This window comes from Bacteroidota bacterium (assembly GCA_038746285.1).
Classification (GTDB): domain Bacteria; phylum Bacteroidota; class Rhodothermia; order Rhodothermales; family JANQRZ01; genus JANQRZ01.
On sequence record JBCDKT010000012.1, the window covers coordinates 16,077 to 41,999 of the forward strand.

22 protein-coding genes are annotated in these 25,923 nt (G+C 70.1%); 7 read left to right on the top strand and 15 right to left on the bottom strand.

Features of this window, described 5'->3' with window-relative positions; all coding sequences use genetic code 11:
• Positions 1-13: 13 nt before the first annotated feature.
• Positions 14-3,118, bottom strand: coding sequence for a two-component regulator propeller domain-containing protein (locus tag AAGI91_05745; protein MEM1042115.1), 3,105 nt, complete (start codon positions 3,116-3,118; stop codon positions 14-16).
• Between the two features lie 61 nt (positions 3,119-3,179).
• A complete protein-coding gene (locus AAGI91_05750) occupies positions 3,180-3,854 on the bottom strand; it encodes a response regulator transcription factor (GenBank protein ID MEM1042116.1) in 675 nt (224 codons plus the stop codon).
• A gap of 227 nt (positions 3,855-4,081) precedes the next feature.
• Here AAGI91_05750 and AAGI91_05755 point away from each other — a divergent pair, with 227 nt between their 5' ends.
• On the top strand, positions 4,082-4,591 hold the full coding sequence (locus AAGI91_05755; GenBank protein ID MEM1042117.1) for a DUF6252 family protein: 510 nt from the start codon (positions 4,082-4,084) through the stop codon (positions 4,589-4,591).
• Between the two features lie 97 nt (positions 4,592-4,688).
• On the opposite strand, the gene AAGI91_05760 is transcribed toward AAGI91_05755, so the two are convergent.
• Positions 4,689-5,879: a pyridoxal phosphate-dependent aminotransferase gene (locus tag AAGI91_05760; protein ID MEM1042118.1), complete on the bottom strand. Its 1,191-nt coding sequence runs from the start codon at positions 5,877-5,879 to the stop codon at positions 4,689-4,691.
• Between the two features lie 127 nt (positions 5,880-6,006).
• Here AAGI91_05760 and AAGI91_05765 point away from each other — a divergent pair, with 127 nt between their 5' ends.
• Together AAGI91_05765 and AAGI91_05770 are read left to right on the top strand one after the other, a co-directional pair.
• Positions 6,007-7,443 carry a hypothetical protein gene (locus AAGI91_05765; GenBank protein MEM1042119.1) on the top strand — a complete coding sequence of 479 codons (1,437 nt, stop codon included), beginning with the start codon at positions 6,007-6,009 and terminating at the stop codon, positions 7,441-7,443.
• Positions 7,444-7,718: 275 nt separating this feature from the next.
• Positions 7,719-8,957, top strand: coding sequence for a DUF1343 domain-containing protein (locus AAGI91_05770; protein MEM1042120.1), 1,239 nt, complete (start codon positions 7,719-7,721; stop codon positions 8,955-8,957).
• Between the two features lie 126 nt (positions 8,958-9,083).
• Here the strand turns inward: AAGI91_05770 and AAGI91_05775 are convergent, their stop codons facing one another.
• Positions 9,084-9,626, bottom strand: coding sequence for a DcrB-related protein (locus AAGI91_05775; protein MEM1042121.1), 543 nt, complete (start codon positions 9,624-9,626; stop codon positions 9,084-9,086).
• Between the two features lie 266 nt (positions 9,627-9,892).
• Here AAGI91_05775 and AAGI91_05780 point away from each other — a divergent pair, with 266 nt between their 5' ends.
• Positions 9,893-10,030 carry a hypothetical protein gene (locus AAGI91_05780; protein MEM1042122.1) on the top strand — a complete coding sequence of 46 codons (138 nt, stop codon included), beginning with the start codon at positions 9,893-9,895 and terminating at the stop codon, positions 10,028-10,030.
• Positions 10,031-10,043: 13 nt separating this feature from the next.
• Here the strand turns inward: AAGI91_05780 and bshB1 are convergent, their stop codons facing one another.
• The 4 genes from bshB1 to AAGI91_05800 all read right to left on the bottom strand — a co-directional run bounded on the left by bshB1 (position 10,044) and on the right by AAGI91_05800 (position 15,100).
• Positions 10,044-10,808 carry a bacillithiol biosynthesis deacetylase BshB1 gene (bshB1, locus tag AAGI91_05785; protein ID MEM1042123.1) on the bottom strand — a complete coding sequence of 255 codons (765 nt, stop codon included), beginning with the start codon at positions 10,806-10,808 and terminating at the stop codon, positions 10,044-10,046.
• Positions 10,809-10,864: 56 nt separating this feature from the next.
• Positions 10,865-13,438 carry a leucine--tRNA ligase gene (gene leuS, locus AAGI91_05790; GenBank protein MEM1042124.1) on the bottom strand — a complete coding sequence of 858 codons (2,574 nt, stop codon included), beginning with the start codon at positions 13,436-13,438 and terminating at the stop codon, positions 10,865-10,867.
• 92 nt (positions 13,439-13,530) lie between these two features.
• Positions 13,531-14,442: a hypothetical protein gene (locus AAGI91_05795; protein ID MEM1042125.1), complete on the bottom strand. Its 912-nt coding sequence runs from the start codon at positions 14,440-14,442 to the stop codon at positions 13,531-13,533.
• A 64-nt stretch (positions 14,443-14,506) separates the two neighbouring features.
• Positions 14,507-15,100 (bottom strand): hypothetical protein, encoded by a 594-nt coding sequence (locus tag AAGI91_05800; GenBank protein ID MEM1042126.1) that lies wholly within the window; start codon positions 15,098-15,100, stop codon positions 14,507-14,509.
• Positions 15,101-15,175: 75 nt separating this feature from the next.
• Here AAGI91_05800 and AAGI91_05805 point away from each other — a divergent pair, with 75 nt between their 5' ends.
• Complete coding sequence (locus tag AAGI91_05805; protein MEM1042127.1) at positions 15,176-15,601, top strand: CoA-binding protein; 426 nt, start codon at positions 15,176-15,178, stop codon at positions 15,599-15,601.
• Here AAGI91_05805 and AAGI91_05810 read toward each other — a convergent pair.
• From AAGI91_05810 to AAGI91_05835, 6 genes are all read right to left on the bottom strand, one after another.
• Positions 15,573-16,259 (bottom strand): HD domain-containing protein, encoded by a 687-nt coding sequence (locus AAGI91_05810; protein MEM1042128.1) that lies wholly within the window; start codon positions 16,257-16,259, stop codon positions 15,573-15,575. The genes AAGI91_05805 and AAGI91_05810 overlap by 29 nt on opposite strands.
• A 69-nt stretch (positions 16,260-16,328) precedes the next feature.
• Entirely contained in the window at positions 16,329-17,975 is a 1,647-nt protein-coding gene (gene bshC, locus AAGI91_05815; GenBank protein ID MEM1042129.1) for a bacillithiol biosynthesis cysteine-adding enzyme BshC, read from the bottom strand.
• A gap of 107 nt (positions 17,976-18,082) precedes the next feature.
• The gene (locus AAGI91_05820; GenBank protein MEM1042130.1) at positions 18,083-18,667 is read right to left on the bottom strand and encodes a bifunctional nuclease family protein; all 585 of its coding nucleotides are present in this window, start codon (positions 18,665-18,667) and stop codon (positions 18,083-18,085) included.
• A 50-nt stretch (positions 18,668-18,717) separates the two neighbouring features.
• Positions 18,718-19,824 (bottom strand): histidinol-phosphate transaminase, encoded by a 1,107-nt coding sequence (gene hisC, locus AAGI91_05825; protein ID MEM1042131.1) that lies wholly within the window; start codon positions 19,822-19,824, stop codon positions 18,718-18,720.
• Between the two features lie 85 nt (positions 19,825-19,909).
• Positions 19,910-20,239 carry a DUF3276 family protein gene (locus AAGI91_05830; GenBank protein MEM1042132.1) on the bottom strand — a complete coding sequence of 110 codons (330 nt, stop codon included), beginning with the start codon at positions 20,237-20,239 and terminating at the stop codon, positions 19,910-19,912.
• 192 nt (positions 20,240-20,431) lie between these two features.
• Positions 20,432-22,084 (bottom strand): trypsin-like peptidase domain-containing protein, encoded by a 1,653-nt coding sequence (locus AAGI91_05835; GenBank protein MEM1042133.1) that lies wholly within the window; start codon positions 22,082-22,084, stop codon positions 20,432-20,434.
• A gap of 217 nt (positions 22,085-22,301) precedes the next feature.
• Here AAGI91_05835 and AAGI91_05840 point away from each other — a divergent pair, with 217 nt between their 5' ends.
• Both AAGI91_05840 and AAGI91_05845 read left to right on the top strand, forming a co-directional pair.
• The gene (locus tag AAGI91_05840; protein ID MEM1042134.1) at positions 22,302-23,240 is read left to right on the top strand and encodes a mechanosensitive ion channel family protein; all 939 of its coding nucleotides are present in this window, start codon (positions 22,302-22,304) and stop codon (positions 23,238-23,240) included.
• Entirely contained in the window at positions 23,237-24,745 is a 1,509-nt protein-coding gene (locus tag AAGI91_05845; protein MEM1042135.1) for a carboxypeptidase M32, read from the top strand. Before AAGI91_05840 ends, AAGI91_05845 begins: the two co-directional genes overlap by 4 nt.
• On the opposite strand, the gene AAGI91_05850 is transcribed toward AAGI91_05845, so the two are convergent.
• On the bottom strand, positions 24,742-25,815 hold the full coding sequence (locus AAGI91_05850) for a M42 family metallopeptidase (protein MEM1042136.1): 1,074 nt from the start codon (positions 25,813-25,815) through the stop codon (positions 24,742-24,744). The genes AAGI91_05845 and AAGI91_05850 overlap by 4 nt on opposite strands.
• Positions 25,816-25,923: the final 108 nt, after the last annotated feature.

Sequence of the window (25,923 nt, forward strand, 5' to 3'; positions counted from 1 at the left end):
GGCACGGAGGGACCTACCCCGCCGCCTCGGCCGCGTAGACCGGGACGCGCACCTGCACCTCGGCCTGCCCGGCCTCGGCCGCGAAGCGGAAGTCTCCGCCGAGGTCTTCGGCACGGCGGCGCATGTTGCGCAGGCCGTAGCCGCTCGGGGCCCCGTCGCCCCCGACGTTTGGCGCGGTCGTCCCGGCCTCGCTGCCGTCGTTCGTGACGCAGAGGGCGAGGCAGTCGCCGTCGCGGCGGAGGTCGACGCGGAGCGTGCGGGGGTCGGCGTGCTTGAGCGCGTTCGTGACGGCCTCCTGCGCGATGCGGAAGAGGTGGAGCGCCTGCGCGGGCGAGAGCACGGTGCCCTCCGCGTCCGAGGCGTCGCACGCTGCAGCAACGCCGTCGCGGTAGCGGGTCTGCTGGTCGAGCATCTGCTGGACCCGCTCGGCGAAGGCGGCGGCAGGGACAGCCTGCTGGTCGAGCGCCCAGATGGTCTCGCGGAGCTGGGTCATCGTGCGGCGGGCGTCGCCGTCGAGCGTGCCGAGGTGGTCCCGCGCCGCGTCCGGCTGCCCGGCGTCGGTGGCGAGGTGGACGAGTTCGATCCCCGAGATCATGGTCGCAAGCTGGGCACCGACGTGGTCGTGGAGGTCGCGGGAGATGCGCTCGCGCTCGGCCTGGACGCGGCGGGCGGCTTCGAGGGCGCGCATCCGCTCGCGGAGCCGGCGCTGCGCCAGGTGACGCACGCCGCCGACGAGCGCCCCGAGCGCGAGGAGCCCGGCCCCGAGGCGGAACCACCACGTCTGCCAGAACGGAGGCACGATCTCGAACGCGAACCGGGCCTCGTGTGGGCTCCACACCCCGTCGCTGTTGGTGCCGCTGACGCGGAGCACGTACCGGCCTGGGCGTAGCCCGGCGTAGGCCGCGTAGCGCCGCGTCCCGGCCTCGACCCAGCCAGCGTCGAGGCCGTCGAGGCGGTAGGCGTAGCGCGCCGCCTGGGGCGCGTCGAAGTCGAGCGCGGCGAACTCGAAGGCGAGGAAGTTGCGGCGGTGGCCGAGGCGGAGCTGAGGGCCGCCGCGCGCGGCGTCGTAGAACGGAACGGACTGCTCCATCACGCGCACATCGGTGAGGACGACGGGCGGTGCGTAGGTCCGCCGCTGCACCGCGGCGGGGTCGAAGAGCGTCAGGCCGCGGGGACCGCCGAAGGCGAGCGCGCCCGAGCGCAGCCGCGCCAGCGCGTGCCCGTTGAACTCGTCGCCGGGCAGCCCGTCGAGCGAGGAGAACACCTCGACCGCACCGTCGGCCAGCGGCGCGTCGGCGGCGGGCGGGCGGAAACGGACGAGGCCCCGGTTGGTGCTCATCCAGAGCGCGCCGTCGCCGGCTTCGAGGACGCCGTAGACCACGTTGCTCCGCAGTCCGTCCGCCGTCGTGAGTGCGTCGAAGGTGGCCGTCGCCGGGTCGAAGCGGTTGAGGCCGCCTCCGTAGGTGCTCACCCAGAACGCCCCGTCGCTCGTCTCGGTGACGCCGACCACGCTGTCGTGGCTGAGCGCGGCGGGGTCGGCGTCGGCGTGGCGGAACGTCGTCGAGGCCCCGGTGGCGAGGTCGATCACGTCCACGCCGCCGCCCCACGGGCTGGCCCACAGCCGCCCAGCGCGGTCGAGGTAGACGGCGTAGGTGTTGCGGTTGCTGAGCTCGAGGCCGGGCCGCTCGTCGAGCAGGCACCGGAAGCGGTCGGCGGCGGGGTCGAGGCGGCAGGGCCCGGTCTCGTAGCTGGCCACCCACAGGCTCCCGTCGTGCGCCCGGTGGAAGTCGATGACCCGTCCGAGCGGGGCGCTGCCGCCGCCCGGCAGGGCGCGGGGCACGGGTACGTAGCGCCGGGTCTCGGGGTCGAGGCGTCCCGCGCCCGCCGTGGAGCCGATCCACACGCGCCCGTCGCTGCCCATCGCCACGGCACGCGCCGCGTCGGTCGGGAGGCCGGAGGTGACCGCTGTGAAGCGCTCGAAGCGGCCGGTGGCCGGGTCGTAGCGCGCCACGCCACTCCCGAACGAGCCGAGCCACACCCGGCCCTCGGCGTCGTCGGCGAGGGCCCCGACGGCGGGCGGCGGCACCCGGTCGGCCGGGGCGGCGGGGCGGTGGACGAGCGGCGTGAACGGGGTGTCCCGCTGCTTCGCCACGCCAGCATTGTAGGTCCCGACCCAGAGCAGCCCGCTCGCGTCGGCGAAGAGGGTCCGCGCCCGCACCGTCGGGAAGCCAGACGGGGCGTCGGGCTGCCGCGCGACAGGCTGGGCCTCCCCCGTCGCCGGATCGAAGCGGACGAGGCCGCTGCCGGCCACCGCCAGCCACAGCCGCCCGGACCCGTCGGGGAGAAGGTCCATCACCCGGCCCGTCCACCCGCCGAACGTCGTCACTGTCTCCGCCGCCGGGTCGAGGCGGGCCAGACCGTCCGCTGTCCCCGCCCACACGGCCCCGTCGGCAGCGACGTGGACCGCGCTCACCGACGAGTCGGCCGTAACGCGGAAGCGGCGCGTGGTGCCGGTCGCCGGGTCGAGGCGGACGAGCCCCCGCTGCGTCCCAAGCCAGAGCATCCCATCGGGACTACTGGTGACCTTTGCCACGCTCGGGTAGGTGTCGGACAGCATCCACCGGAAACCCTCGGTCGCCGGGTCGAAGCGGAGCAGGCCGCCGTTCGTGCCGAGCCAGAACGTCCCGTCTGCGGCCTCGTGAATAGCGACGATGCGCTGAGCGTCGGGGGCCACGTCGGGGAGGTACGACCGAAACCCTTGCGTCGACGGGTCGAAGCGGGCGAGGCCGCCGCCGAAGGTCGCCAGCCAGAGCGTCCCCTCGCCGTCCACATGCAGGTCTTCCACCGACGAGTGCGGGAGCGAGGCCGAGTCGCCGGCGGCGTGCCGGAAGACCTCGAAGGTGTAGCCGTCGAACCGGTTGGCCCCGTCGTCGGTCCCGATCCAGACGAAGCCCTCCGCGTCCTGCGCAACCGACGTGACGGTGACCTGCGAAAGCCCCTCCTCGACCGAGAGCGCGTCGAACACGAGTGGGATCGGCTGCGCCCAGGCCGAGTCCAGAACGAGAGTCGCAACGACCAGGCAACAGGTCGCTGCGATAGAGCAGGCAGGACGGCGCATCAGCGGTGGAAGGGCGTGTGGGTGGACCGCCCCGAAGGTGCAAACTCCGCGCCACAGCGCGCTACGGGTCCAGCAGCCGGTTCTCCAGGGCCACGCGCACGACCGACGCCCGCGAGTGGACGTGGAGCTTCCGGTAGATATTCTTGATGTGGGTCCGCACCGTGTGCGGGGAGATGCAGAGATGGTCGGCGATGGCCTCCTCGGTGTCGGCCTCGACGAGGCGCTGGAGCACGTCGCGCTCGCGCTCGGTGAGGTCGAACGCCGGGGCGGCCTCCGGGGCCTCCGCCTCGGGTGCCGGGGCCGAATGCCGCGCCACGTCGAGCACGCGCCGGGCCACGCGGGCCGACATCGGCGCGCCGCCAGCGGCAAGCTCCAGCACGGCTCCCACCACCTGGTCGGCCGAGGAGTCTTTGAGGAGGTAGCCCGAGGCCCCGGCGCGGACGGCGTCGAAGATGCTGTCGTCGTGCTCGAAGACGGTAAACATCAGCACGTCGATCTCGGGGTGCTGCTCCTTGAGCCGCCGCGTCGTCTCGATCCCGGTGATGCCGGGCATCTCGACGTCCATGATGACGACCTCGGGCAGCTGGTCCTCCGTCATCTCGGCGATGCGCTCCAGGAAGGCGTTGCCGCTGTCGGCGCTCAGCACGAGCGAGACGTCGGCGAAGAACCGGAGGCGCTCGGTGAGGCGCTGCCGGAAATCGGGGTGGTCTTCGACGAGGGCGACGCGGACAGGCATACTAAACGATGAATCGTAGCTGAGGCTTGAATCGGCAGTCTGAAGATACACGGCGCGGCGCGGCGGGCCTATCCCCGGAGGCGGGTAGATCGGCCGCGCTCAGCGCGTCTGAGCGGCGCGGTTTCGCCTGTTCCGGCGATTGCGGACGGGTTGGCTGCTGGCGGAGCTTGGGTCCGTTGCCGCTGCGGCGGCCGCATTACTCCTTCCGAAACCATCCGGACCCTCCCATGCTACGCATTCTCTGCTCCCTCTTCCTGCTCCTCGCCCTCGCCGGCTGCGACAGCGGCGGCGACGACGACGGCGGCGGCGACCTCGCCCTCGGCTCGATGCGCGCCCAGATCGACGGCGACGGCTGGACCGCCACGAACGCCACCGCGACCGACATCAACGTCCTCGGCACGCGGACCCTGACGATCGCCGGGGGCCAAGTCGGCGACGCCGTCTCTACTGTCACAGTCAGCATCACGGCCGTCGACGGAGCTGAGATTACCCCCGGCACCTACGCCATCGGCGACGACGCGACGGACCTCGTCTTCGGCACGGGCAGCTACTCGCCCGACGCGACCATGCAGCAGACCTTCCTCTCGACGAGCGGCTCCGTCACCGTCGACGCGATCGACGACGAGGGCGCGAGCGGGACGTTCTCGTTCACGGCTGCGCTGCCGGGCTCGAGCGACACGATCGAGGTCGCCAGCGGCCAGTTCAACGTCGGCTTCGGGCCGCCGATCATGCCCTGACGGTCTTCCTGAGGCAGCCTGACGCGTGCCGCGCAGCCCGCTTTGTGGTGGGGCGGGCTGCGACGCCGCCGTCGGGCTGCCTCTTTTCATTGACGGTCTATGCTGGGACGTGTCCGAAGGCGGCGCGGAGGTTCCGGCAGGCGTCTTCGAGCACTGGCATCCGCTTGGCGTAGCAGAACCGGAGCACGGTGCTGCCGTCGGCGGGGTCGGCGAAGAACGAGTTGCCGGGGACGGCGGCGACGCCCGCCTCGCGGATGAGGGTGTCGCACGCGGCGCGGTCGTCCTCGAACCCGCCGCGCTGCGCGGCGAGGGCCGAGAAGTCGGCGAGGACGTAGTAGGCCCCCTCGGGCCAGTGGAAGGCGAAGCCGCACGCCTCCAGCGTCTCGCACATGAGCTGCCGCTTCGCCGCGTAGGCCGCCTGAAGCTCGGCGAAGTAGGCGGCGCGGTCCATCGCGAACGCCTCGGCGACGCCGTGCTGGAGCGGGCTCGGCGCGCAGATGAAGACGAGGTCGTTGATGAGCCCCATCCGGCTCGTGACGGCCTCCGGCCCAACCGCATAGCCGAGCCGCCACCCGGTCATGTTGTAGGTCTTCGAGAAGCCCGAGAGCGTGACGGTGCGCTCGTACGCGCCCGGCAGCGAGCCGAGCGAGACGTGCTCGTGCCCGTCGTAGGTCATGTACTCGTAGATCTCGTCGGTGATGGCCCAGAGGTCGTGCCGCTCCAGAATCTCCAGCATCCGCTCCAGTTCGGCCCGGCTCCAGACCTTGCCGCAGGGGTTCGAGGGCGTGCAGACGAGGACAGCCTTCGTCCGCTCGGTGATGAGCGACTCGACCTCGCCCCAGTCGATCCGCCAGTCCGGGGCGCGGAGCTTCGCCGTGACGCGCCGGACGCCGAAGAGGTCGAGCAGGCCCGTGTGGTAGCCGTAGAACGGCTCGAAGACGATGCACTCGTCGCCCGGCTCGAAGAGCGTCAGGCAGGCTCCGACGAACGCCCCCGTCGAGCCGACCGAGACCACGACCTCGTCGTCGCTCCCGACGGGCAGGTCGTTGTAGCCCCGCGCCTTCTCGGCGATCCCGGCACGCAGTTTCTCGATCCCGGCGTACGAGGTGTAGATCGACCGGTCGCCGTCGATCGCAGCGTGGGCACCGGCCTTGATCGGGTCCGGCGTGGGGAGGTCGCAGATGCCCTGGCCGAGATTGATCCCGCCGGCGGCGTTGACGGCGAACGTGACGGCGCGGATGTCGCTCTGGCGGAGGGCGTCGGTGCGGGCGGCAAGGGACTTGGGCATCGGGGGACCGAGGGGCGAATGTCGAATGAGAGTGGATGCGTGAGCAGGCGGGGCAGAGACGAGAACCGGGCGGCGGTTCGTTGAGGGCGGGTACCTTCTCGCGTCCGGCTCACCAAGCTCTCCTGCTATGCGCTACGTCCTGCTCTGTTCACTGCTCGGCCTCCTCGCCGCCCTCCCGCTCGCCGCGCAGCCGGTGACGACCTCGACCGGCGAGGCGCGCGAGGACGTGTCGCTGACGGTCTACAACCAGAACTTCGCCGTCGTCCGCGAGGTGCGGCCACTGGCCCTCCGGCGGGGCTCGAACCTCGTCCGCTTCGAGGACGTGCCGTCGCAGATCGACGCGACCTCGCTCGCGCTCAAAGCCCTCTCCGACCCCGACGCCGTGCTCGTCCAGGAGCAGAACTACCAGTACGACCTTGTCAACCAGACAACAATCCTCGACAAATCCGTCGGGGACAGGATCCGCCTCGTCCAGACGCGGGAAGACGGGAGCGAGACGACGCTGGAAGGCGTCCTCCTGAGCCAGCCCAGCCAGGGCCTCGTGCTCCAACTCGACGACGGGCGCGTGCTCCTCAACCCACCCGGCCGGATCATCGTCGACGCGCTCCCCGAGGGTCTCGTCTCGCGCCCGTCGCTGCTGTGGCGGCTCGACGCCGCCCGCAGCGCGACGTACCCGACGGAGGTCTCCTACCTCACCGACGGCATCACCTGGACCGCCGACTACGTCGCCGTCGTCAACGAGGCCGAGGACGCCGTGGACCTGACCGGCTGGGTCACGCTCGTCAACGGCAGCGGCGCGACCTACCGCGACGCCGAGCTCCAACTCATGGCCGGGGACGTGCGCCGCGTGCAAGAGAACGTGCAGGTCCGCGGCGTGCAAGCGCTGTCCGCCCTGAACGATGGTCTCCGCGCTCCTGAGCCAGCGTTTGGGCAGGAGGCGTTCTTCGAGTACCACCTCTACACCCTCGACGGGCGCACGACGGTCGCCCAGAACGAGACGAAGCAGATGACGCTCCTCGCCGCGGCCCACGTGGGCGTCGAGCGCCGCCTCGTCTTCGACCCGCAGCGGGCGCGGCGCTACAGCCGGGGCCGAGGCCAGGGCGGCGGGACGCAGGACGCCAAGCTGAGCATCATGCTGGAGTGGGAGAACACCGAGGCCAACCGCATGGGCATGCCGCTTCCGAAGGGCAAGGTCCGGCTCTACAAGGCCGACGCGCGCGGCAACCTTCAATTCCTCGGCGAAGACCTGATCGACCACACGCCCCGGAACGAGGACGTGAGCCTCTACGTCGGCGACGCCTTCGACGTGGTCGGGACGCAGATTGTCAAGGCTAACCGGCGCCCCAGCGACCGAATCTCGGAGCAGGACATCGAGGTCTCGATCCGCAACCGCAAGGAGACCTCGACCGAGGTGGTAGTCGTCGCCCGCGGCTACGGCACCTGGTCGGTCCTGGGCGCGAGCCACGAGTTCACGACCGTCGACGCGTACACGGCCGAGTTCCCGCTCACGCTTGCGCCCGACGAGGAGGTGACGGTCACCTACACCAGCCGAAGCTCGTGGTAGCCCTCGCGCTTTTATTTCTCGCGGCGAACGTCTCTGCTCAGGTCCCGTCGCCCATCTTCCCTCTTCCCGAAATAGGGGGCACGAGGTGTCTTTCGCAGGCGGGCGCGATCTCAGACTCCCAACCTCGATACTCGTCATCCCCGCGCAGGCGGGGACCCATAGGAGTGCTAGCCGGTGGGTCCCGGATCGGAGTCCGGGATGACTCCTCTTTGCGGCATGAAGGTCGCCGGAATCAGATCTATGGAGGCCGAGGCTCCGCTGGTTGCACTACTGTTGTGCTCGGCCTGTCCAAGCAAGGAGAGCACGGGGTGGTGATGGAGAAACGAGCAGCGGCCCGCGTCGTGACCGGCGCGCAGCGGCTCGTGGACACCGAGTTCGCCGACCTCGACGGGCTAAGGGTCGGCCTCGTGACCAACCACACGGCGACCGTGGACACGGCAGACGGCGGGCCGAGGCACCTGGTCGACCGGCTCCACGCGGCCGACGGCGTGACGCTGGCTGCGCTCTTCGGGCCGGAGCACGGGCTGCGCGGCACCGCCGAAGCGGGTGCGTCGGTCGAAAGCGGGACCGACCCGGCGACGGGCGTTCCGGTCTTTAGCCTCTACGGGACCTCCAGGCGCCCGCCGCCCGAGTCGCTCGCGGGGCTGGGCGCGCTCGTGTTCGACATGCAGGACATCGGGGCGCGGTTCTACACCTACATCTCGACGATGGGCTACGCGATGCAGGCCGCCGCCGAGGCGGGCATTCCCTTCGTCGTCCTCGACCGGCCCAACCCGCTCGGCGGACGGGCCGACGGGTTCGTGCTGGAGCCCGAGCACGCGTCGTTCGTCGGTCTCTACCCGGTCCCCGTCCAGCACGGCCTGACGGTCGGCGAGCTCGCCCGGATGATCGCGGGCGAAGGCTGGCTCCCCGGGCTAGGCGAGCTCGACCTCCGCGTCGTCGAGATGACCGGCTGGCAGCGCAGCATGCGCTGGCCCGAGACCGGCCTGCCCTGGGTCCCGACGAGTCCCAACATCCCGACGTTCGAGACGGCGCTCGTCTACCCAGGCGTCGCTTTTTTCGAGGGGACGACCGCGAGCGAAGGGCGCGGGACCGACGCGCCGTTCTTGCTCATCGGCACCCCGAGCCTCAACGCCGGCGCGCTCGCCGACACGCTCAGCGGGCACGGGCTGCCGGGCGTCCGGTTCGAGCGGTTTTACTTCGTCCCCCGCTCCATCCCCGGCGTCGCGGCCAGCCCGAAGTTCGAGGGCGAGAAGGTCGCCGGGGTCCGGCTCGTCGTGACCGACCCGGCGGGGGTCCGGCCCGTCGCGCTCGGCATGCACCTGCTGCAGGCGGTCTACCACCAGAAGCCGGCGGACTTCTTCGACGCCGACTGGCTCGCCCGGCTCGCGGGCACGCGACGGCTCCAGCGGATGCTCGAAGCCGGTGCCCGGCCCGAGGCTATCGTCGGCACCTGGCAGGGCGAGGTGGACGCGTTCGAAGAAGCACGGCAACCCTACCTGCTTTACGACTGATGAGCTTGCTGAGATGACGGCGCATAGACCCTGCTCAGCGTCCAGCCTCAACCGCTGTAGGGGCGTAAGGCCGTACGCCCCTGCGACGGCAGGGCGTATCTCGAGTCGAGAGGGAGGGTATGAGCCTCAGTTCAGGCGGAAGCTGTGGGCCATCTGCTCGAAGGCCGGCTGCGCGGCCTCGAAGCGCTCGGCCAGCGCCGTGCCGGTCAGCGTGTACGCCCGGCCGTCGGCTAGGATGAGGTAGGCCAGCGCCCGCAGCCGCTGCCCGCCGAAGGTGTGCTCGTAGACCACCCGCTGCGCCGCCCGCACGCCGACGGTCGTCTCCTCCGCCTTGAGCACCTCGAACCCCGCCAGCCCGGCGCGGAGCGCGGCCCGGCTGTCGCGGTAGGCCTCGGCCCGGCTCCGGCCCGCGGGCACGGGCCCGACGGACACGTTGAGGTTCTCGCGGAACCGGTCGCCGGGGGCAGAGAGCGGCGAGAGCACGACGAGCGCGGCCCCGCCCAGGTCGGGCTGCGCCGTCCAGCCGGCGGGCACGGCCAGGTCGAACGCGAGCCGGTACCGGTACGGTTCGACTCGGCCTTGCGCCTGGGCGTGCGGACCGAGGAGCCCGGCGCAGGCCACCAGGGCGAGGAGCAGCCTACGCTGCGCCGGAGCGAGGAGGGAGGTCACCGTTCGACTCTGTTGAGGTTTGCGACGCCGAGCCCCAAGCTAGAAACCGCTCTGTGACTAAATCAACGGCTGGTTCGGACCGTACTGCCGGTTTCGGGACGGCCCGGAGCCATGCACCCCTGGTCTGCCGGTTTCCTCGCGACCTCACCTGCGCCGTCTCTTCCCGTATCCATCAGGACTGTTCAACGGTGCCGGGGTGCTTCTGGCGCGATCTCTGCGGGGCGTGCCTGTATGCAAGCGACGGCTCATCCAAAACCCACGGACCTATGACCTCCTACGTGTCCTTCGCCCTCGGCACTGTGCTCATCGTCAGCGCGAGTTGGCTGGCGCGCCGCCACTTCACTCCGAGCGTCGCAGTGTCGTCCGACCTCCGCTTCACGAACGACGACATCGTCTGGGTGTAGCTTTTTCTGCGCGTTAGCGGAAACGCTTTTCCGCACTCAGCATCCCGGCCAAGTCCTGCACCCCGACCGGCCCGTGCCGGTACAGCAGGGGCTCGCCGAAGGTCGCCCCGACGCGGTAGCCGTAGACCCGCGCCCGCGCCTCGACCCACTGGAAGAAGCCGGGGTTCGAGATGAACGTTTCGGGCTCGTCCTCGCCGGCCTCGTAGTCCGGGTTGAAGAACTGGCTCTCGAAGGCTTGCAGCGCAGCGGTGCGCTGGTCCCACACGTCGGTCACGTCCACGACGAACGTCGGCTCGAACTCGACGGCCTGCATGTAGTGGAGGACGTGGCTCGGGCGCCACGGCTCCTGCGCCCGGCCGTCGTCGAAGGTCTCGACCTTGCGGAGGCCGCTGTAGAAGAGGGCGTCGATCGAGAGCCGGGCGGCGTCGCCGTGGTCGGGGTGCCGGACCTCGAGCGCGTTGACGAGGACGATAGGCGGGCGGTACCGGCGGACGAGGCGGATGAGGTCCTCCTGGTTCGCCTTCGTGTTCTGGATGTCGCCGTCCGGCAGCCCGAGGTTGTCGCGCGCGGCGAGGCCGAGAATCTCGGCAGCAGCAGCGGCCTCCTCTATCCGGCCTTCCGGCGTGCCCCGGCTCCCGAGCTCGCCCCGCGTGAAGTCCACAATGCCCGTCCGGTAGCCGTCGCGGGCGAGGACGCACATCGTCCCCCCGGCGCACAGCTCCACGTCGTCCGGGTGCGCCGCGAGGGCCAGCACGTCGAGCGTCACGTCATCAGCCATCCCAGTCCCCGTAGGGGCGCAGCATGCTGCGCCCGGCATCCGGCCTCGCCATCGGCTCAGTTCACGACGAAATTGACGAGGCGGCCCGGCACGTAGATCTCCTTGCGCACGGTCCCCTCGGCGAGGTAGCGGGCGACGTTCTCCTCGGTCCGTGCCGCGTCGAGCACCGCTTCCTTCGAGGCGTCGGCGGCGACCTGCACCGTGCCGCGTAGCTTGCCCATCACCTGCACGGCGATCTCGATCTCGGCCTCCTTGAGGTGCTGCTCGTCGTGCTCCGGCCACGGCGCGTAGGTCAGGCTGTCGCCGTGCCCGAGGCGCTGCCACAGCTCCTCACCGAGGTGCGGCGCGAACGGCGCGAGGAGGAGGACGAACGGCTCCAGCACCGCCTTCGGCGTCGCGTCCCACTTGGTCGCCTCGTTGACGAACTCGATGAGCGCGGCAATCGCCGTGTTGAAGCGGAGGCCGTCGATGTCCTCGGTGACCTTTTTGATCGTCGCGTGGAGCGTGCGAAGCTGGTCCCTCGCCGGTGCGTCGTCGGTGACCGCCTGCTCGGTGACGAGGCGCCACGACCGGGCGAGGAAGCGGTGGACGCCTTTGATGTCGTCGGTGCGCCAGGGCTTGGTCTGCTCCAGCGGCCCCATGTACATCTCGTAGAGCCGCAGCGAGTCGGCCCCGAACTCGGCGACGATGTCGTCCGGGTTGACGACGTTGCCGCGGCTCTTGGACATTCTGTACGCCCGTGCCTCGACCTCGACCTCGGGGTCGGCCTTGAGCACGAACCCGTTGCCGTGCTTCTCGACGGCGCGCTCCTCGACCGTGCTCGCCGTGCCGCCCCGGGTGACGGTGTACTCGACCTCGCCGAGAATCATGCCCTGGTTGACGAGCCGAGCGAACGGCTCTTCGGTGGATACGACGCCCGCGTCGAAGAGGACTTTGTGCCAGAACCGGGCGTAGAGCAGGTGGAGCACCGCGTGCTCGGCCCCGCCGACGTAGAGGTCGACCGGCATCCAGTACCGCTCCTTCTCGGGATCAACGAGGTGCCGGTCGTTGTCGGGATCGAGGTAGCGGAGGTAGTACCAGCACGAGCCGGCCCACTGCGGCATCGTGTTGGTCTCGCGCACGGCGGGCTGCCCGTCGAAGGCGGTGTTGACCCACTCGGGGATCGCGGCGAGCGGGCTCTCGCCCGTCCCGCTCGGCTCGTAGCGCTCGACCTCGGGGAGCGTCACCGGGAGGGCGTCCTCCGGGAGCGGCTGCGGCTGGCCGTCGACGAAGACGACCGGGAACGGCTCGCCCCAGTAGCGCTGGCGGCTGAAGATCCAGTCGCGGAGCTTGTAGTTGACCTGCCGCCGCCCGACGCCTTCGCTCTCCAGCCACTCCGTCATCTTGGCCTTCGCCTCCTCCACGCCGAGGCCGTCGAGGCGCACGCCCTGCTCAGCGATGTCGGGGATGGCGCGGCCCGAGGAGTCGGAGTTGATCGCGGGGCCGTCGCCGACGTACGCCTGGCCGTCGAAGTCGTCCGGCGGCTGGACGGTGCGGACGATCGGCAGGCCGTAGGTCTCGGCGAAGTCCCAGTCGCGCTGGTCCTGACCGGGGACGGCCATGATGGCCCCCGTGCCGTAGGTGGCGAGGACGTAGTCGGCGATCCAGATGGGAATGTGCTGGCCCGTCGCCGGGTTGACGGCGTGGCCGCCGGTGAAGACCCCGGTCTTGTCTTTCTGCAGCTCGGTCCGCTCCAGTTCGGACTTGCGGGCCGCGGCTTCGCGGTAAGTCTCCACGGCCTCGCGCTGTTCGCTAGAGGTGATCTCGTCCACGAGCGGGTGCTCGGGCGCGAGGACCATGAAGGTCGCGCCGAAGAGCGTGTCGGGGCGCGTCGTGAAGACGCGGATCGTGCGCTCGGCGTGCCCGAAGACGGGGAAGTCGACCTCGGCCCCTTCGCTCCGGCCGATCCAGTTGCGCTGCATCTCCTTGAGCGACTCCGGCCAGCCGAGGTCGTCGAGGCCGCTGAGCAGGCGCTCGGCGTAGTCGGTGATCTTCAGCATCCACTGCCGCATCGGGCGGCGGACGACGGGGAAGCCGCCGACCTCGCTCTTGCCGTCGACGACCTCCTCGTTCGAGAGGACCGTGCCGAGCTCGGGGCACCAGTTGACGGGCACCTCGGCCTGGTACGCCAGCCCTTTCTCGTAGAGCTTGAGGAAGATCCACTGCGTCCAGCGGACGTAGGCCGGGTCCGTCGTGTCGACCTCGCGGCTCCAGTCGTAGGAGAAGCCGAGCGCCTTGAGCTGCTCGCGGAAGCGGGCGACGTTGCGCTCGGTCGTCTCGCGCGGGTGCGTGCCAGTCTTGAGGGCGTACTGCTCGGCGGGCAGCCCGAACGCGTCCCAGCCGATGGGGTGGAGCACGTTGAAGCCCTGCATCCGCCGGGCGCGCGCCAGGATGTCAGTCGCCGTATAGCCCTCGGGGTGGCCGACGTGGAGACCCGACCCGCTCGGGTAGGGAAACATGTCGAGGACGTAGTACTTCGGCTTGCTCGCGTCGAAGCCCGCGTCGCCGGGGCCGGGCGTTTTGTAGGTCTCGTAGGCGTCCCAGTGGCGCTGCCACTTGGGCTCGATCTCGTCGAAGGGATAGGCGGCCATAGATAGTAGTGGATCGGGGGATCGGGACATTGGTGGATTGAGCGGGGTCAGCCAATCGCTCAATCGCTCAGTCAACCAGTCGCTCAGTGAGATTACCCGTCGCTGTCCGTCTCGTCTTCCATCTCTGCGTCTTCCTCCATCTCGGCCTCTTCCTCCCCACCACTCAGCATCTCGTCGAGGTCGATCTCTCCCGCGGCGTCGAGGTCCGCGAGCGTCTCTGCGAAGGCCTCGCCCGCGTCGGTGATAGCCCCGACGAGCGCGGCGCTGATCGCCTCGCGGTACAGCCGGGCGACGTACTGCCCGGTGGGCGTTTGGATGTGCGCCAGGTAGGCGTCGAGGTCTTCGTCTGGAACGTCGCGGTAGGCGTAGAGGGTGCTGCCCCGGACCGCGCTGCCGAGGTTGCCCTCCAGCATCGGACGCATCTGGGCGCGGATCGAGTCGGCCGGCGGAGCGTCACCGCGCGAGATGGAAGCCGTGGACTGCTGCGAAGCCACGATGATGTCGAGGAACAGCTCAACGGTTCCGTCTACGCCCCCGGTTGCGTCCAGCACGCGGTTGACCAGGGCCTCGCGCTCGGGCGTGACCTCTACGGTAGCAAAGCTGCCGGTCATGGCATACATCTGCACGGCGACCTGGGCCTCGTCGTCGTTCGCCATCGAGTCTTCGAGGGCCTGCAGCTGTCCGACGAGCGGCTCGCCGTACCACGCGACCGCGGCCTCCACGCTGTCGGCGTCGGGCTTCGCCATCACGAACGTGCTCAGCCGCTCCTCCAACGCCTCAGCGCTGAGGGCATCGCCGTAGATCTCCAGGAACGGCTCCTGCACCGGCTCGGGGAACTGGCTCGCCTGAAGCTCGATCTGCTGCCCGATCTGGTCGCCGATGTTGCTGACCTGGTCGGGCAGGTTGCTGGCGTCGAGGTAGGAGCGGGTGAGGTCGGCATCGACTTGGGCAGCAGCCGGCAGGGCAACGAGAAGCGCGAGGCAGAGCGGGAGCAGGTGGGGCATGGGAGCGGGTGCTTAGGACGGGGAGAGAAGGCTCGGAGTACGCCCCACGCGCCCGGCGGTTGCCTCACAGCGAGGCAGCGAGCACGACGGCGACGGCCACGGCGATGACGACGAAGTTGAGTGCGAACGCCGCGACGAGGACGAGCACGAACGGCAGGCTCGCCAGCCGCGCCGCCCGGGCGAGGGCGACCGTCCGCAGCAGCGTACCCCGCGTGTCGCCGACCACCTCGCGCAGCCGCCACAGCACGCCGAAGAAGCCGAGTAGCCGCCCGCTCCGCTGTTCTCCCTCGGGGGGCCGGGCCACGGACGCCGCCTCGGCTATCGTCTCGCCCGTGGCACCGAGCACGCGGCCGGGGAGCGCCCGGAGCCGAGCTGGAAGCTCCAGCACCTCGCGCATCGTAGCCACCGCCAGCCACGTCCCCGCCGCCGGTACGAGCAGCACCCCGAGCACGACGACAGCGAGCACTGTCCTCGCCGAGAGCGGCCACACCGCCGCGCCGCAGAGGACGCCCCACAGCACGAGCGCCGCGACGGCGGACACCCGCCCGACCGCGCTCACCTTGCCGACAAGGCGCTGCACGAGCGGGACGAGCCGCTGCAGGCGCGAGAGCGACGCCGCCTCCGGCTCGGGCGTGGTCATCGGGGCGGGATCGTTCATCGGGGGAGGAGCGGCGGAATCTAATCGGCCGGCATTCGTACAACGGCCCCTGTCCTTCTACGCCTCGCTCGCTTCATGGATCTTCGCACCGCCGACCTGCGCACCGCCCTCGACGACGCCCGCACGATTGCCGTCGTTGGCTGCTCGCCGCGCGCCACGCGCACGAGCCACCGCATCGCCCGCTACCTCCAAGACGCGGGCTACACCGTCGTCCCGATCAACCCGCACCACGATGAACTCCTCGGCGTACCGTGCTACCCCGACGTACTCCGCATCCCCGAGGGCACGGCGGTCGACATCGTGAACGTCTTCCGGCAGCCGCGCTTCACCGAGGGCGTGGTGCAGGACACGATCGACTGGAGCGAGCGGGCCGGCCAGCGGCCGCTCGTGTGGACCCAGCTCGGCGTCTCCTCCCGCGAGGCCGAACAGTTGGCGGCGGCCCACGATCTCCCCTACGTCGTCAACCGCTGCATCATGGTCGAGCACGCCCGGCTGGTCTGAGCTGCGCTTCGGTGCCCGTCAGCGTCTCGAAGCGGGCGACCTCTTCGCGGAGCCGGGCGCGCATCGGTTCCAGGCGCGGGTCGTCAAACGCGGCGGAGGCGTCGAGGACCGAGTGGAAATACCACCGCTGCTGGTCGGGGCCGGCCGAGAGGCTGCCCGGCCCGCCGCCGAAGAGGTCGAGCCCGGCCTCGATGCCCTGGTTCATCGTCCACACGTTGTGGAGCTTGTCGGCGAGCGAGATCGCCATGCTCTCGGCGGTGCCCGCTCGGAGGGTGTCGAGGTAGGCCTCCTTTCGGGTCCGCCACGGGAGGAAGTACCCCTCGGCATCGCACTTCGGCTCGGTGACGCCGCGCACGCGGTCGGCCACCTCGGGTCCGACGAGCGCGGCGAGGGCGGCGTAGCTCATTGTGTGCTCGTACTGGTTGCCGTCCTCCAGGATGTCGTGGAGAAACGCGGCAGCGACGGTGGCGTCGTCCCACCCGGCGCGCTCCACGATGAAGGCGACAGCGCTGAGGTGGGCCATCACGGGAATCTGCATCGCGGCCTCGGGCGGCGGGTCGTAGGGGTGCTGCCGCCACCGGCTCTTGCGGTACGTCCGGTCGTGCCACTCGGCGGCGATCTCGGTGGCCTGCTCGACGAGGGGGGAGAAGAGAGACATGGGGAGTGGGGCGAGTAGGAGGAACGGGAGGATTCCAGCTTCGCCGCTGCGCTTCCTTCCTCCCAGAAGCTAAAGCTCGACGACCTGGTGCTCGGCTGTGTCGAGGTCTAGGCCGTCGATCCACTGCCCGACGAGGGCGGGGCCGTACTTGTTGAGCACGTAGAGCGCCGAGAGGATGCGCTCCTGGAGCGTACCGGTCGGGTACAGCCCGGCGACGGCCTTTTCGAGCTGGCCGCGCACGGCGTCGTGGTTGCGCTTCTCGGCGCGGACGGCGCGGGCCTTCAGGCTGTCGAGGTCTTTTTGCAGCGATGCCCGCGTCGCCTCGGCCGACTTGCCGAGCGTCGGGTCGATGCCGGCGACGACCGGCTTGAGCAGGTTGACAGCCTCGTGCACGTGCCTAGCCGCTTCGCCGAACGCGCCTTCCACGTCGTGCTCCGAGAGGTCGAGGACGAGGCGGCGATGGAGAACGTCGAGGTCTTCGCTGAGGTCGGCGACGGTGAGCCGGTAGCGGTCGAGGATTTTCTGGACCTTGCCCTCGACGAGCGTGACGCTCGCGCGCGGGTAGACGACCGGCATCGGCACGCCGAAGGCTTCGTAGACGCCGCCGAGTTGGGCGTAGTACGAGGTCTCGCCCGGCCCCGCGACGTAGGCCGCCGTCGGCAGGAGCCGGTCTTCGACGATCGGGCGGAGGACGACGTTGGGGCTGAAGCGCTCCGGCTCGGCGTCGAGGAGGGCGAGGAGGTCGTCCTTTGCGTAGGTCCGGTCGAGACCACGCAGCGCGAACGTTTCGGCCGCGCCGTCGCCCCTCGGGTCGAGCGTGAAGCGGCCCTCGTCTTCCAGCAAAAAGAGGTTGACCGGCAGCGGCGTGACCTGCCGGTGGAAGCCGGCCGCTTCGAGGTCGGCGCTCGCCGCTTCGAGCCGGGCGAGCGTCTCGGCGTGGCGCTCGATCTCCTGCCGGAAGACGGGCGCGGCGAGGCGTTTGAGGCGGGCGTCGTCCGAGGAGATCAGCACGAGGCCGCTCCCGGCGAAGAGGTGCTGCATCAGCCCGGCGAAGGCGTCGCGCATCGACGCGCCAGGGCGGTAGGCGGCGCGCACGGCCTGCATCAACGCGGGCGTAAACTCGGTCTCGCGCAGCGCGGCTTCGAGCGCGTCCACGGCCTCCGCGACCTCGTCCCCGAGCACGCGGCGGCCGACCGGTAGTCGGCTCTCGCTCGGTGGCAAGCCGATCCGCACCGGGTCGTTGCCGCCGAGCACGAGGATCGAGCGAACCTCGTCGAAGTCATGATCCTCGCCTGCCATCCAGAAGACCGGGACGACGGGGTCGCCCGTCTCGCCCCGCATCTGCCGGGCAAGCCGGACGGCGGTGGCGGCCTTGTAGACCGTGTAGAGCGGCCCGCCGAAGAGGCCAAGCTGCTGCCCAGTCACGACGGTAGCGCTCGCCGGGTCGCGCAGCGCGTCGAGGTTTGCGCGCACCGCGTCGTCGAGGTTGCCCCAGGCTTCGTTCTGCTCGGCGAGCACGTCGGCGAGGGTATCGCGGTCGCGGCCGAGCGCCGCAGCCTCGCGGGCGGCTTCGGCGCGCGCCGCGCCGTCCCGGAAGTCGCGGGCGAAGAAGCGGAGGGCCTCCGGGTCGCCGGCCGCGTAGCGCCGGAAGAGGTCGGGAAAGCCACCGAGGCGGTCGAAGGCGAGGCGGCGGGCGGCGGGCGGCGGGGCGGTCATAAGAGCGGAAGCATGGAGGAGCGGAAGCGCGGAAGACGGAGCTGGGAGATCGGCCTGTAGATGAACCTCAGAGTCTTCCGCTCTTCCTTTCCTCCGCTCGTCCGCTCCTAGTTCTCCTTCCGCATCTGCTCGATCTCGTCGCGGAGTTGGGCGGCGCGCTCGTAGTCCTCGGTCTCGATGGCCTTCGTGAGCTGCGCCTCCATCCGGTCCAGCGGCGAGCGCGCCGTGACGGCCTCCTCGACCTCGCCGTCGTCGGCCCGTTCCATCCGGGCACCCTCCTCGTCGTCGGCCGGAATGCCGGCTTCGTCGAGCACGTCGGGGGCGACGTAGATCGGGGCCTCGGTGCGGACGGCGAGGGCGACAGCGTCTGACGGGCGGGCGTCGAGCTGGTGCTCTTTGCCGGCGTAGACGTAGCGGATCTTGGCGAAGAAGGTCCCCTCGCGGAGGTCGTCAATCACGATGTCCGTGATGTCGGCGTCGATGGCCTCGAAGAGGTCGCGCAGCAGGTCGTGGGTCAGCGGGCGCGGGGGCTGGATCTTCTCCAGTTCAAGGGCGATGGCCTGGGCCTCGAAGGCCCCGATGATGATCGGCAGGCGGCGGTTGCCGTCGATCTCGCCGAGTACGAGGGCGTAGGCCCCGCCGCTGGAGGGGCTGGTGGAGAGTCCGATGATGTCTACTTGGAGGTAGTCCATGGGCCCAGCGTTGGCTCAGAAGATAAGGACAGCCCGGTTGGGTAGGCGGCTCACGGAAGCACGCGTTTCAAGGCGTCGAGGAAGGCCCGGTTCTCCTCCGGCAGCCCGACCGACGCGCGCACCCAGCCGGCGAGTTCGGGGTACCCGCTCACGTTGCGGATGCGGACGCCCTCGCGCAGGAGTGCCGCTAGCAGATCGGCCGGCACCACCGGGGTGCGCATGATGAAAAAGTTGGCCGACGAGTCCATCGTCTCGACCCCTTCAATCTCGGCTAGCGCGGCGCGCAGCTTTACCCGCTCCGCGTTGAGCACGGCGACGCGCTCGCGGATCAGGTCGCCGCGCTCGAGCATGGCGAGGCCCATCGCCTCGCTGACGCAGTCGACGAGGAACGGGAGGCGCGGCTTCTGGAGTTCGTCGACGATCGCCGGGTGGCCCATCAGGTAACCGAGGCGGACTCCGGCCAGGCCCATCGCCTTCGAGAAGGTCCGCATCACGAGCACGTTCGGGAAGTCGCGCGCCACGTCGAGCGCCGTCGGCCCCTCGATGAACTCGTAGTAGGCCTCGTCGATGAGCAGGAAGCCGGGCGCGGCGGCGGCTAGGCGCCGGAGGTCGTCGTGCGCGAAGCTCGCCCCGGTCGGGTTGTTGGGCGAGCACACGACCGTGAGCGGGGCCTCGGAGGCGTGCATCGCCGCGATGACGGCGTCGGCGCTGTGCGAGAAGTCCGGCTCCGGGGCGACCTTCACCTCGGTCCCGCCGAAGACGCGGACGATGCTGCCGTAGAGCGCGAACATCGGGCTCGGCAGCACGACCGGCGTGCCCGGCTGCACGAACGCGAGGCCCACCGTCGGCGTTAGTTCGTTCGAGCCGCGCCCGAGGATGAGGCCCTCCTCGGGCCAGTCCAGCCGCTCGGCGAGGGCTGCGGCGAGCCGGTGCGGCCGGTCGGCCGGGTAGCGGTTCCAGGCCGTCGCCCGCAGCGCGCCGATGGCGGCCTGCTCGATCTCGGGCGGCAGGCCGTACGGGCTCTCGTTTTGGTCGAGCTTCGCCGCGCGGTCCACGGCGGTGGCCACGCGGTAGGCGCGCTCGGCGCGGACTTCGGGGCGGATCAGGTCGACGAGGTCGGAGAGGCGGTCCGTGGCGGGCGCAGCGGGGGAAGGCATAGGTCAGGCGCGGGCGAGGGACAGACCCACGCGGCGCAGCGGCCGTGGTTCCACCGGGGGCACCGATCTGCCGAACCGGCGCGTCCTATCCGCGCACGTCCTCGTCGTCGTACGTCAGGTCGACCTCGGGGAGGTCGCGGAATTCGTAGTCCGGGAGGTGGTTCTCGCGGATGTAGTCGATGGACTCGTGGAGTGCGGCGGCGAACTTGCCGAAGTCCTCCTTGTAGAGGAACACCTTGTGCTTCTCCCACCGGCCCTCGTCCACCTTCTTGCTCTCGGTGATGGTGATGAAGAAATCCTCGCCGGAACGGGTGGTCTTCACATCGAAGAAGTAGGTTCTGCGACCGGCGGGGACGCGCTTGGAGTAGATCTCGTCGCGGTGGTCGCGCCCGTGGTCAGCGTGGTCCTGGTCCATGAAGGTGGGAATTCGCTCGGGGGGACAGAGGGCAGCACGAGACTGCCTATGGGCGGAGAATATGCGCCCCCCGGTTGCACAAAAACAACACGAGGTCGGAATGGGCACCCACACGGGCACTGCCTCGGGCACAGGATGGCTCTTACCATCTTCTGTCTCCCGTCTTCTGTTCCCCGTCTTCTGTCCTCTGAACTACGGCTGCTTCGGCGTGACCGGGGGCAGCGTGGCGAGGGTGACGGGCTGGAGGATCGGCTGCTCGACGTGGAGCCGGAGCCGCTCAGCCCAGTAGCCGTCCAGCCGTTCGAGTTGCAGCGTCAGGCCGCCGGCCTCGGCCAAGCGTCCCTGCGCGACCAGGCAGTAGCCGAGCAGGTACAGCGCCGGGGCGAAGTGATGGTCCCGCAGCAGCACGTCGCGGATGGCCTGCTCGGCCTCGACGTACTGCAGCCTCGACGCGTAAATCCTGGCCAGCCCGAGGGCGGCCAGGCTGGCGTAGGGCGTTCCCTCCTGCATCTGCTCGAAGAGGGCGTGCGCCGCCTCGAAGTTGCCCGTGCGGAGGTGGTGGTAGCCGAGCGCGTAGGCCGCCGGGAAATACGCGGCGTCCCGGTCGAGCGCCGCGCGGTACGCCTCGGCGGCGCGGTCTCGGTCGCCGATCTGGTCGAGTGTGGTGCCAAGCAGGAACTGGAGCGCCGGGTCGCTCGGTGCCTCGTCAGCCACGAGGCGGAGGGCGTTTTCCTGCTGGGTCCGCTCGCCGATCCGCCAGCCGTTCTGCTGCGTCAGCGAGGTGGCGAGTTCGAGCACGCGGGCGTGGGCGCGTGCCCCGGCGCGGGCGTGCACGTCGAGCGCCCGGCGTAGCCCGTACGGCTGCGCACGGCGGAGCCGCAGCGCAAGGGCGCGGCGCGGGTCGGTGGCCAGGCTGACGTTCTCGGCGAAGACGCGCAGCCCGTCGGCCGTCCGGCCCGAGGTCACGACGCCGAGCACGCGTCCCTGCCGGTCCAGGAGCGGGCCGCCGCTGTCGCCCGGGCGGACGCGGTTCGAGGAGACCCAGATCGTCTCGTCCGCGACGGGGTGCAGGTCGGCGTAGCGGACCCCGACGCCCGACTGCTGGACGCCGTCCGGCCAGCCGGCCGTGAACGCGGGGTCGCCCGGCTCGCCGCGCTCGTGGGGCGGGGCGAGCGCGAGCGGTACCAGCTCGGCCCGGCGCATCGCCTCGGGGTCCACATGAAGCACGGCGATGTCGCGGACGGGGTCGATGGCCCAGGTCTTTGTCGTGGTCAGGCGCTTGCCGTTCGGCAGTTGGACCCGGACGCGGTCCGTCCCGACCACGACGTGGTAGGCCGTCACGAGGGCATCGTCGGCGACGAGAAACGCCGATCCAATCCGCGTGAACCCGTCACCCTCGGCGACGACCGGCAGTACCGAGCGGGCGGCTTTGTAGAACGACTTGGCTCCGGTGTAGGCCCTGATCGTGCGAGGCTGCGTCGCTGTGGCCACGGGTCCGGCCCGCACCGCAACGGCCGGCAGTTCCAGGACGCCCGCCCGCAGGGGGCGCAGCGTAAACCGCCGCGTCAAGACTGCCATCTCCACGCCGGCCACGGTGCCGCGCTCGGCCCGGATCGGCTCGGTGCGCACGATCTCAAATCCGGTCCCCTTCGTGGCGACCTCCACCGAGACCCCCTCGCACTCGTCGGTGCGGGTGACAATCGCCTCGACCTCCAGCACGAGCGTCTCACCGACGGCTACGATGTCCCGGCTGACCGAGGAGAAGACCTGCACACGCGGCGCGTCCGCCGCCTGCGCGAGCGGTACCAAGAGCAGCAGCCCTCCGAAAAATGCCTGTGCACGCATGGCGTCCCCCGACGCTTGTTAACAATTTGGTAACACAAGAATCGTCGCAGTATACCAAAATCCTAAGCCCTCGGACAAGCCGAGAACGCTAGGCGCTCCGCCCTGTCCTCCCGGATCGTAATTCGGGAGGAGCAACGGACTCCGAAGCGTGTTTCTCCTCTATCGTCCGTCTGTACCTTCTCTTTTACCCTATCACGTCTCCCATCCGATCCCTCCCATGAACCTCAGCGAAACCTTTGGCAACCTCCTAGACAAGCTCCAGGGCTGGCTCGACGCGCTCATTCTGCTGCTGCCCAACTTCGTCGCGGCGGTCCTGATCGTCCTCGTCACCGTGTTCGTCGCGCGGCTCGTGCGGCGCGGCGTCAAGGGCATCCTCAGCCGAACCTCGTCCTACGAGCAGGTCAACCACCTCCTCGCCACGATTGTCTACGTGGTCGTCCTCGCTGTCGGGACATTCATCGCGCTCGGCGTAGTGGGGGCGGACAAGGCGGTGACGTCGCTCCTGGCGGGCGCGGGCATCGTCGGCCTCGCGCTCGGCTTCGCGTTCCAGGACCTCGCGGCCAACTTCATCGCAGGCATCCTGCTCTCGATCCGCCGCCCGTTCGTCGAGGGCGACATGATCGAGACGAACGACTACACCGGGATCGTGAGCGAGATCAACCTTCGCTCGACGCAGGTCCGCACGTTCCAGGGCCAGACCGCGATCATCCCGAACGCGCAGGTCTTCCAGAACCCGCTGACGAACTACAGCACCGGCCACCGGCGCATCGACCTCTCCTGCGGCGTGGCCTACGGCGACGACCTCGAGAAGGCGCGCTCCGTCGCCGTCGAGGCGATCAAGGGCCTCGACGTTGTGGACCAGAGCCGGGCCGTGGACTGCTACTTCAACGAGTTCGGCGGCAGTTCGATCAACTTCGTCCTCCGCTTCTGGATCGACTTCGACAAGCAGGCCGACTTTCTCCACGCGCAGAGCGAGGCTATCATCGCGCTCAAGCATGCCCTCGACGAGAACGACCTCACGATCCCCTTCCCGATCCGCACGCTCGACTTCGGCGTCGTCGGCGGCGAGCGCCTCGACGAGATCCTGCCCAAGCGGTTTTACGAGGGCGACGGCGGAGACGGAGCGGTGAGCCCGTCTGACGCGGAGCAGGCATGAGCATCGACACGCTGAAAGAATACCTCGCCCCAGTCAGCGACCTTAGTGCCGCCGCGGCCTTGCTGGAGTGGGACCAGGAGACCTACATGCCGCCCGGCGCAGCCGAAGCCCGCGCCCATCAGCTTGCCACCCTCAAGCGGCTCGCCCACGAACACCTCACGAGCGACGAGGTAGGCCTTCTGCTCGAAGACCTGGAGCGCAACAAGCCAGCCGACGATCTCGACCGCGCGCTCGTCCGCGTCGCCCGGCGCGACTTCGACCGGGCGACCAAACTCTCGGCGGACTTCGTGACGCGGTTCGCCACGGCGAAGGCGCGGGCGCTGGAGGCGTGGAAGCACGCCCGGCAGGACGACGACTTCGGCCGCTTCGCCCCGCACCTCCGCGAGATCGTCGACCTGAGCGTGGAGCAGGCCGAAGCGCTCGGGTACGACCCGCCCGACCAAGGTGGGTGCAGGTACGACGCGCTCCTCGACGCGTACGAACCCGGCGCGACGACGGCGGAGATCGAAGCCCTCTTTGGCGACCTCCGCGAGCACCTCGTCCCCATCGTCCAGGCGCTCGCCGAGGCCGAGCCGCCCGACGACAGCGTTCTCCACCGCAGCTTCGACGCCGAGCGGCAGTGGCACTTCGGCCTCGAGGTCGCCCGCGCGCTCGGGTACGACTTCGTCTGCGGGCGGCAGGACCACTCGGCCCACCCGTTCACGACCTCGTTCTCGACGCGCGACGTCCGCGTCACGACCCGCATCGCGCCGGACTTTTTCCCGACCGGCCTCTTCGGGACGATCCACGAGGTCGGCCACGCGCTCTACGAGCAGGGCATCGAACCGGCGCTGGAGCGAACGCCGCTCGCCGACGGGACCTCGCTCGGCGTCCACGAGAGCCAGTCGCGGCTGTGGGAGAACCTCGTCGGGCGCTCGCGCGGGTTCTGGCGCTGGGCCTACCCCCGCCTCCGCCAGACCTTCCCCGATGTGCTCGCCGGCGTGGCCGAAGACGCCTTCTACCGCGCCGTCAACCGCGTGCGCCCGTCGCTCATCCGGGTCGAGGCCGACGAGGTGACCTACAACCTCCACGTCATGCTCCGCTTCCAGATCGAGACCGCGCTCGTCTCGGGCAGCCTCGCCCCGCGCGACGTGCCCGAGGCGTGGAACGCGGCGATGCAGGACCTCCTCGGCCTCGCGCCGCCGAGCGACGCCGACGGCTGCCTGCAGGACATCCACTGGGCACTCGGCGCGATGGGCTACTTCCCAACCTACACGCTCGGCACGCTGATGTCGGTCCAGCTTTTCGAAGCCGCCGAGCGCGACCTGGGCGACCTCGGCGAGATGTTCGAGCGCGGCGAGTTCGAGCCGGTCCTCGGGTGGATGCGGGAGCACGTCCACCGCTGGGGCCGGGCGCGCTCAGCAGCGGAGATCATGGACGAAGCAACGGGCGGACCGCTCAGCGCCGAGCCGTGGCTGGCCTACGTCCGCCGCAAGTTCGGCGCGGTCTACGGCGTCAGCCTCTAGAGGATGTCGGCGCGGAAGCGGTCGTCGGCCGTGACGGAGCGGGCGAAGGCGGTCATCAGGCGGACGGCGTGCTCCACGTCGCCGAGGTCGACAGTCTCGACGGTCGAGTGCATGTAGCGCAGCGGCATCGAGAGCAGCGCGCTCGGGACGCCGGCCTTCGAGTTGAAGATCACGTCGGTGTCGGTGCCCGAGAAGCGCGACGAGGCCTCGTGCTGGAGCGGGATGTCCTCCTGCTCGGCGATCTCGACGAGGCGCTCGACGACCTTCGGATGGTTGACTGTGCCGTGCGTAATGCTCGGCCCGCCGCCTAGCTTGACCTCGCCGTGCTTGGCCTTGGGGATGCCGGGCGAGTCGGTGGCGTGCGTCACGTCGAGCACGAGGGCGACGTCCGGTTCGAGGCGGTAGGCGGCCATGCGCGCGCCGTGCCCGCCGATCTCTTCCTGCACGGCGTTCAACCCGATGACCCGGCTCGGCCGCTTCTCTTTCGAGGCCGCAAGCTGCCGGAGTGCCTGGGCGACGACGAACCCGCCGAGGCGGTTGTCGAGCGCCCGCCCGACGAGCCGCTGCTCGGTCAGCGCCTCGACCGAGTCGGCGTAGACGGCCGGGTGGCCGACGCGGACGCCGCGCCCGGCGACCTCGTCCTTCGAGGACGCGCCGATGTCGAGGAACAGCTCTTCGAGCTTCGGGGCCTTCTCCTCGCCCGACCGGTCGCGGAGGTGGATCGCCGTGTTGCCGACGACGCCGAGCACGGGCCCGTCGCTGCCGAGGATGCGGACCCGCTTGCCACGCGCGACAGCGTGGTCGCTCCCGCCGATCCGGTCGACGTGGATGAAGCCCTCGTCGGTGATGTATTTCACCATGAACCCGATCTCGTCGGCGTGGGCTTCGAGGAGGACTGTCGGGCCGTCGCCGCCAAGCGTCGCCCAGACGTTGCCGTAGGCGTCGCTCTCGACGCGGTCGGCGAAGGGCTGGACGTAGGCGGCCCACTTCTTCTGGCCGGGCGTCTCGAAGCCGGTCGGGCTGGGGGTGCTGAGCAGGTCGAAGAGGAAGGTGCGGTCGGCGTCGGTCATGGATCGGAGGACGGAGGACGGGAAACGGAGGACAGGAAGGTAGGCGCGCCGTCCAAACGGCCCCGTTAACTTTCTCGGTTTTTGTTCTACTCCCTCCACTCCCTCCAC

Coding starts and splice junctions, on each gene's coding strand:
- AAGI91_05745 (MEM1042115.1), bottom strand. CDS start 3,118: ATGCGCCGTCCTGCCTGCTCTATCGCAGCGACCTGTTGCCTGGTCGTT.
- AAGI91_05750 (MEM1042116.1), bottom strand. CDS start 3,854: ATGCCTGTCCGCGTCGCCCTCGTCGAAGACCACCCCGATTTCCGGCAG.
- AAGI91_05755 (MEM1042117.1), top strand. CDS start 4,082: ATGCTACGCATTCTCTGCTCCCTCTTCCTGCTCCTCGCCCTCGCCGGC.
- AAGI91_05760 (MEM1042118.1), bottom strand. CDS start 5,879: ATGCCCAAGTCCCTTGCCGCCCGCACCGACGCCCTCCGCCAGAGCGAC.
- AAGI91_05765 (MEM1042119.1), top strand. CDS start 6,007: ATGCGCTACGTCCTGCTCTGTTCACTGCTCGGCCTCCTCGCCGCCCTC.
- AAGI91_05780 (MEM1042122.1), top strand. CDS start 9,893: ATGACCTCCTACGTGTCCTTCGCCCTCGGCACTGTGCTCATCGTCAGC.
- bshB1 (MEM1042123.1), bottom strand. CDS start 10,808: ATGGCTGATGACGTGACGCTCGACGTGCTGGCCCTCGCGGCGCACCCG.
- leuS (MEM1042124.1), bottom strand. CDS start 13,438: ATGGCCGCCTATCCCTTCGACGAGATCGAGCCCAAGTGGCAGCGCCAC.
- AAGI91_05795 (MEM1042125.1), bottom strand. CDS start 14,442: ATGCCCCACCTGCTCCCGCTCTGCCTCGCGCTTCTCGTTGCCCTGCCG.
- AAGI91_05800 (MEM1042126.1), bottom strand. CDS start 15,100: ATGAACGATCCCGCCCCGATGACCACGCCCGAGCCGGAGGCGGCGTCG.
- AAGI91_05805 (MEM1042127.1), top strand. CDS start 15,176: ATGGATCTTCGCACCGCCGACCTGCGCACCGCCCTCGACGACGCCCGC.
- AAGI91_05810 (MEM1042128.1), bottom strand. CDS start 16,259: ATGTCTCTCTTCTCCCCCCTCGTCGAGCAGGCCACCGAGATCGCCGCC.
- bshC (MEM1042129.1), bottom strand. CDS start 17,975: ATGACCGCCCCGCCGCCCGCCGCCCGCCGCCTCGCCTTCGACCGCCTC.
- AAGI91_05820 (MEM1042130.1), bottom strand. CDS start 18,667: ATGGACTACCTCCAAGTAGACATCATCGGACTCTCCACCAGCCCCTCC.
- hisC (MEM1042131.1), bottom strand. CDS start 19,824: ATGCCTTCCCCCGCTGCGCCCGCCACGGACCGCCTCTCCGACCTCGTC.
- AAGI91_05830 (MEM1042132.1), bottom strand. CDS start 20,239: ATGGACCAGGACCACGCTGACCACGGGCGCGACCACCGCGACGAGATC.
- AAGI91_05835 (MEM1042133.1), bottom strand. CDS start 22,084: ATGCGTGCACAGGCATTTTTCGGAGGGCTGCTGCTCTTGGTACCGCTC.
- AAGI91_05840 (MEM1042134.1), top strand. CDS start 22,302: ATGAACCTCAGCGAAACCTTTGGCAACCTCCTAGACAAGCTCCAGGGC.
- AAGI91_05845 (MEM1042135.1), top strand. CDS start 23,237: ATGAGCATCGACACGCTGAAAGAATACCTCGCCCCAGTCAGCGACCTT.
- AAGI91_05850 (MEM1042136.1), bottom strand. CDS start 25,815: ATGACCGACGCCGACCGCACCTTCCTCTTCGACCTGCTCAGCACCCCC.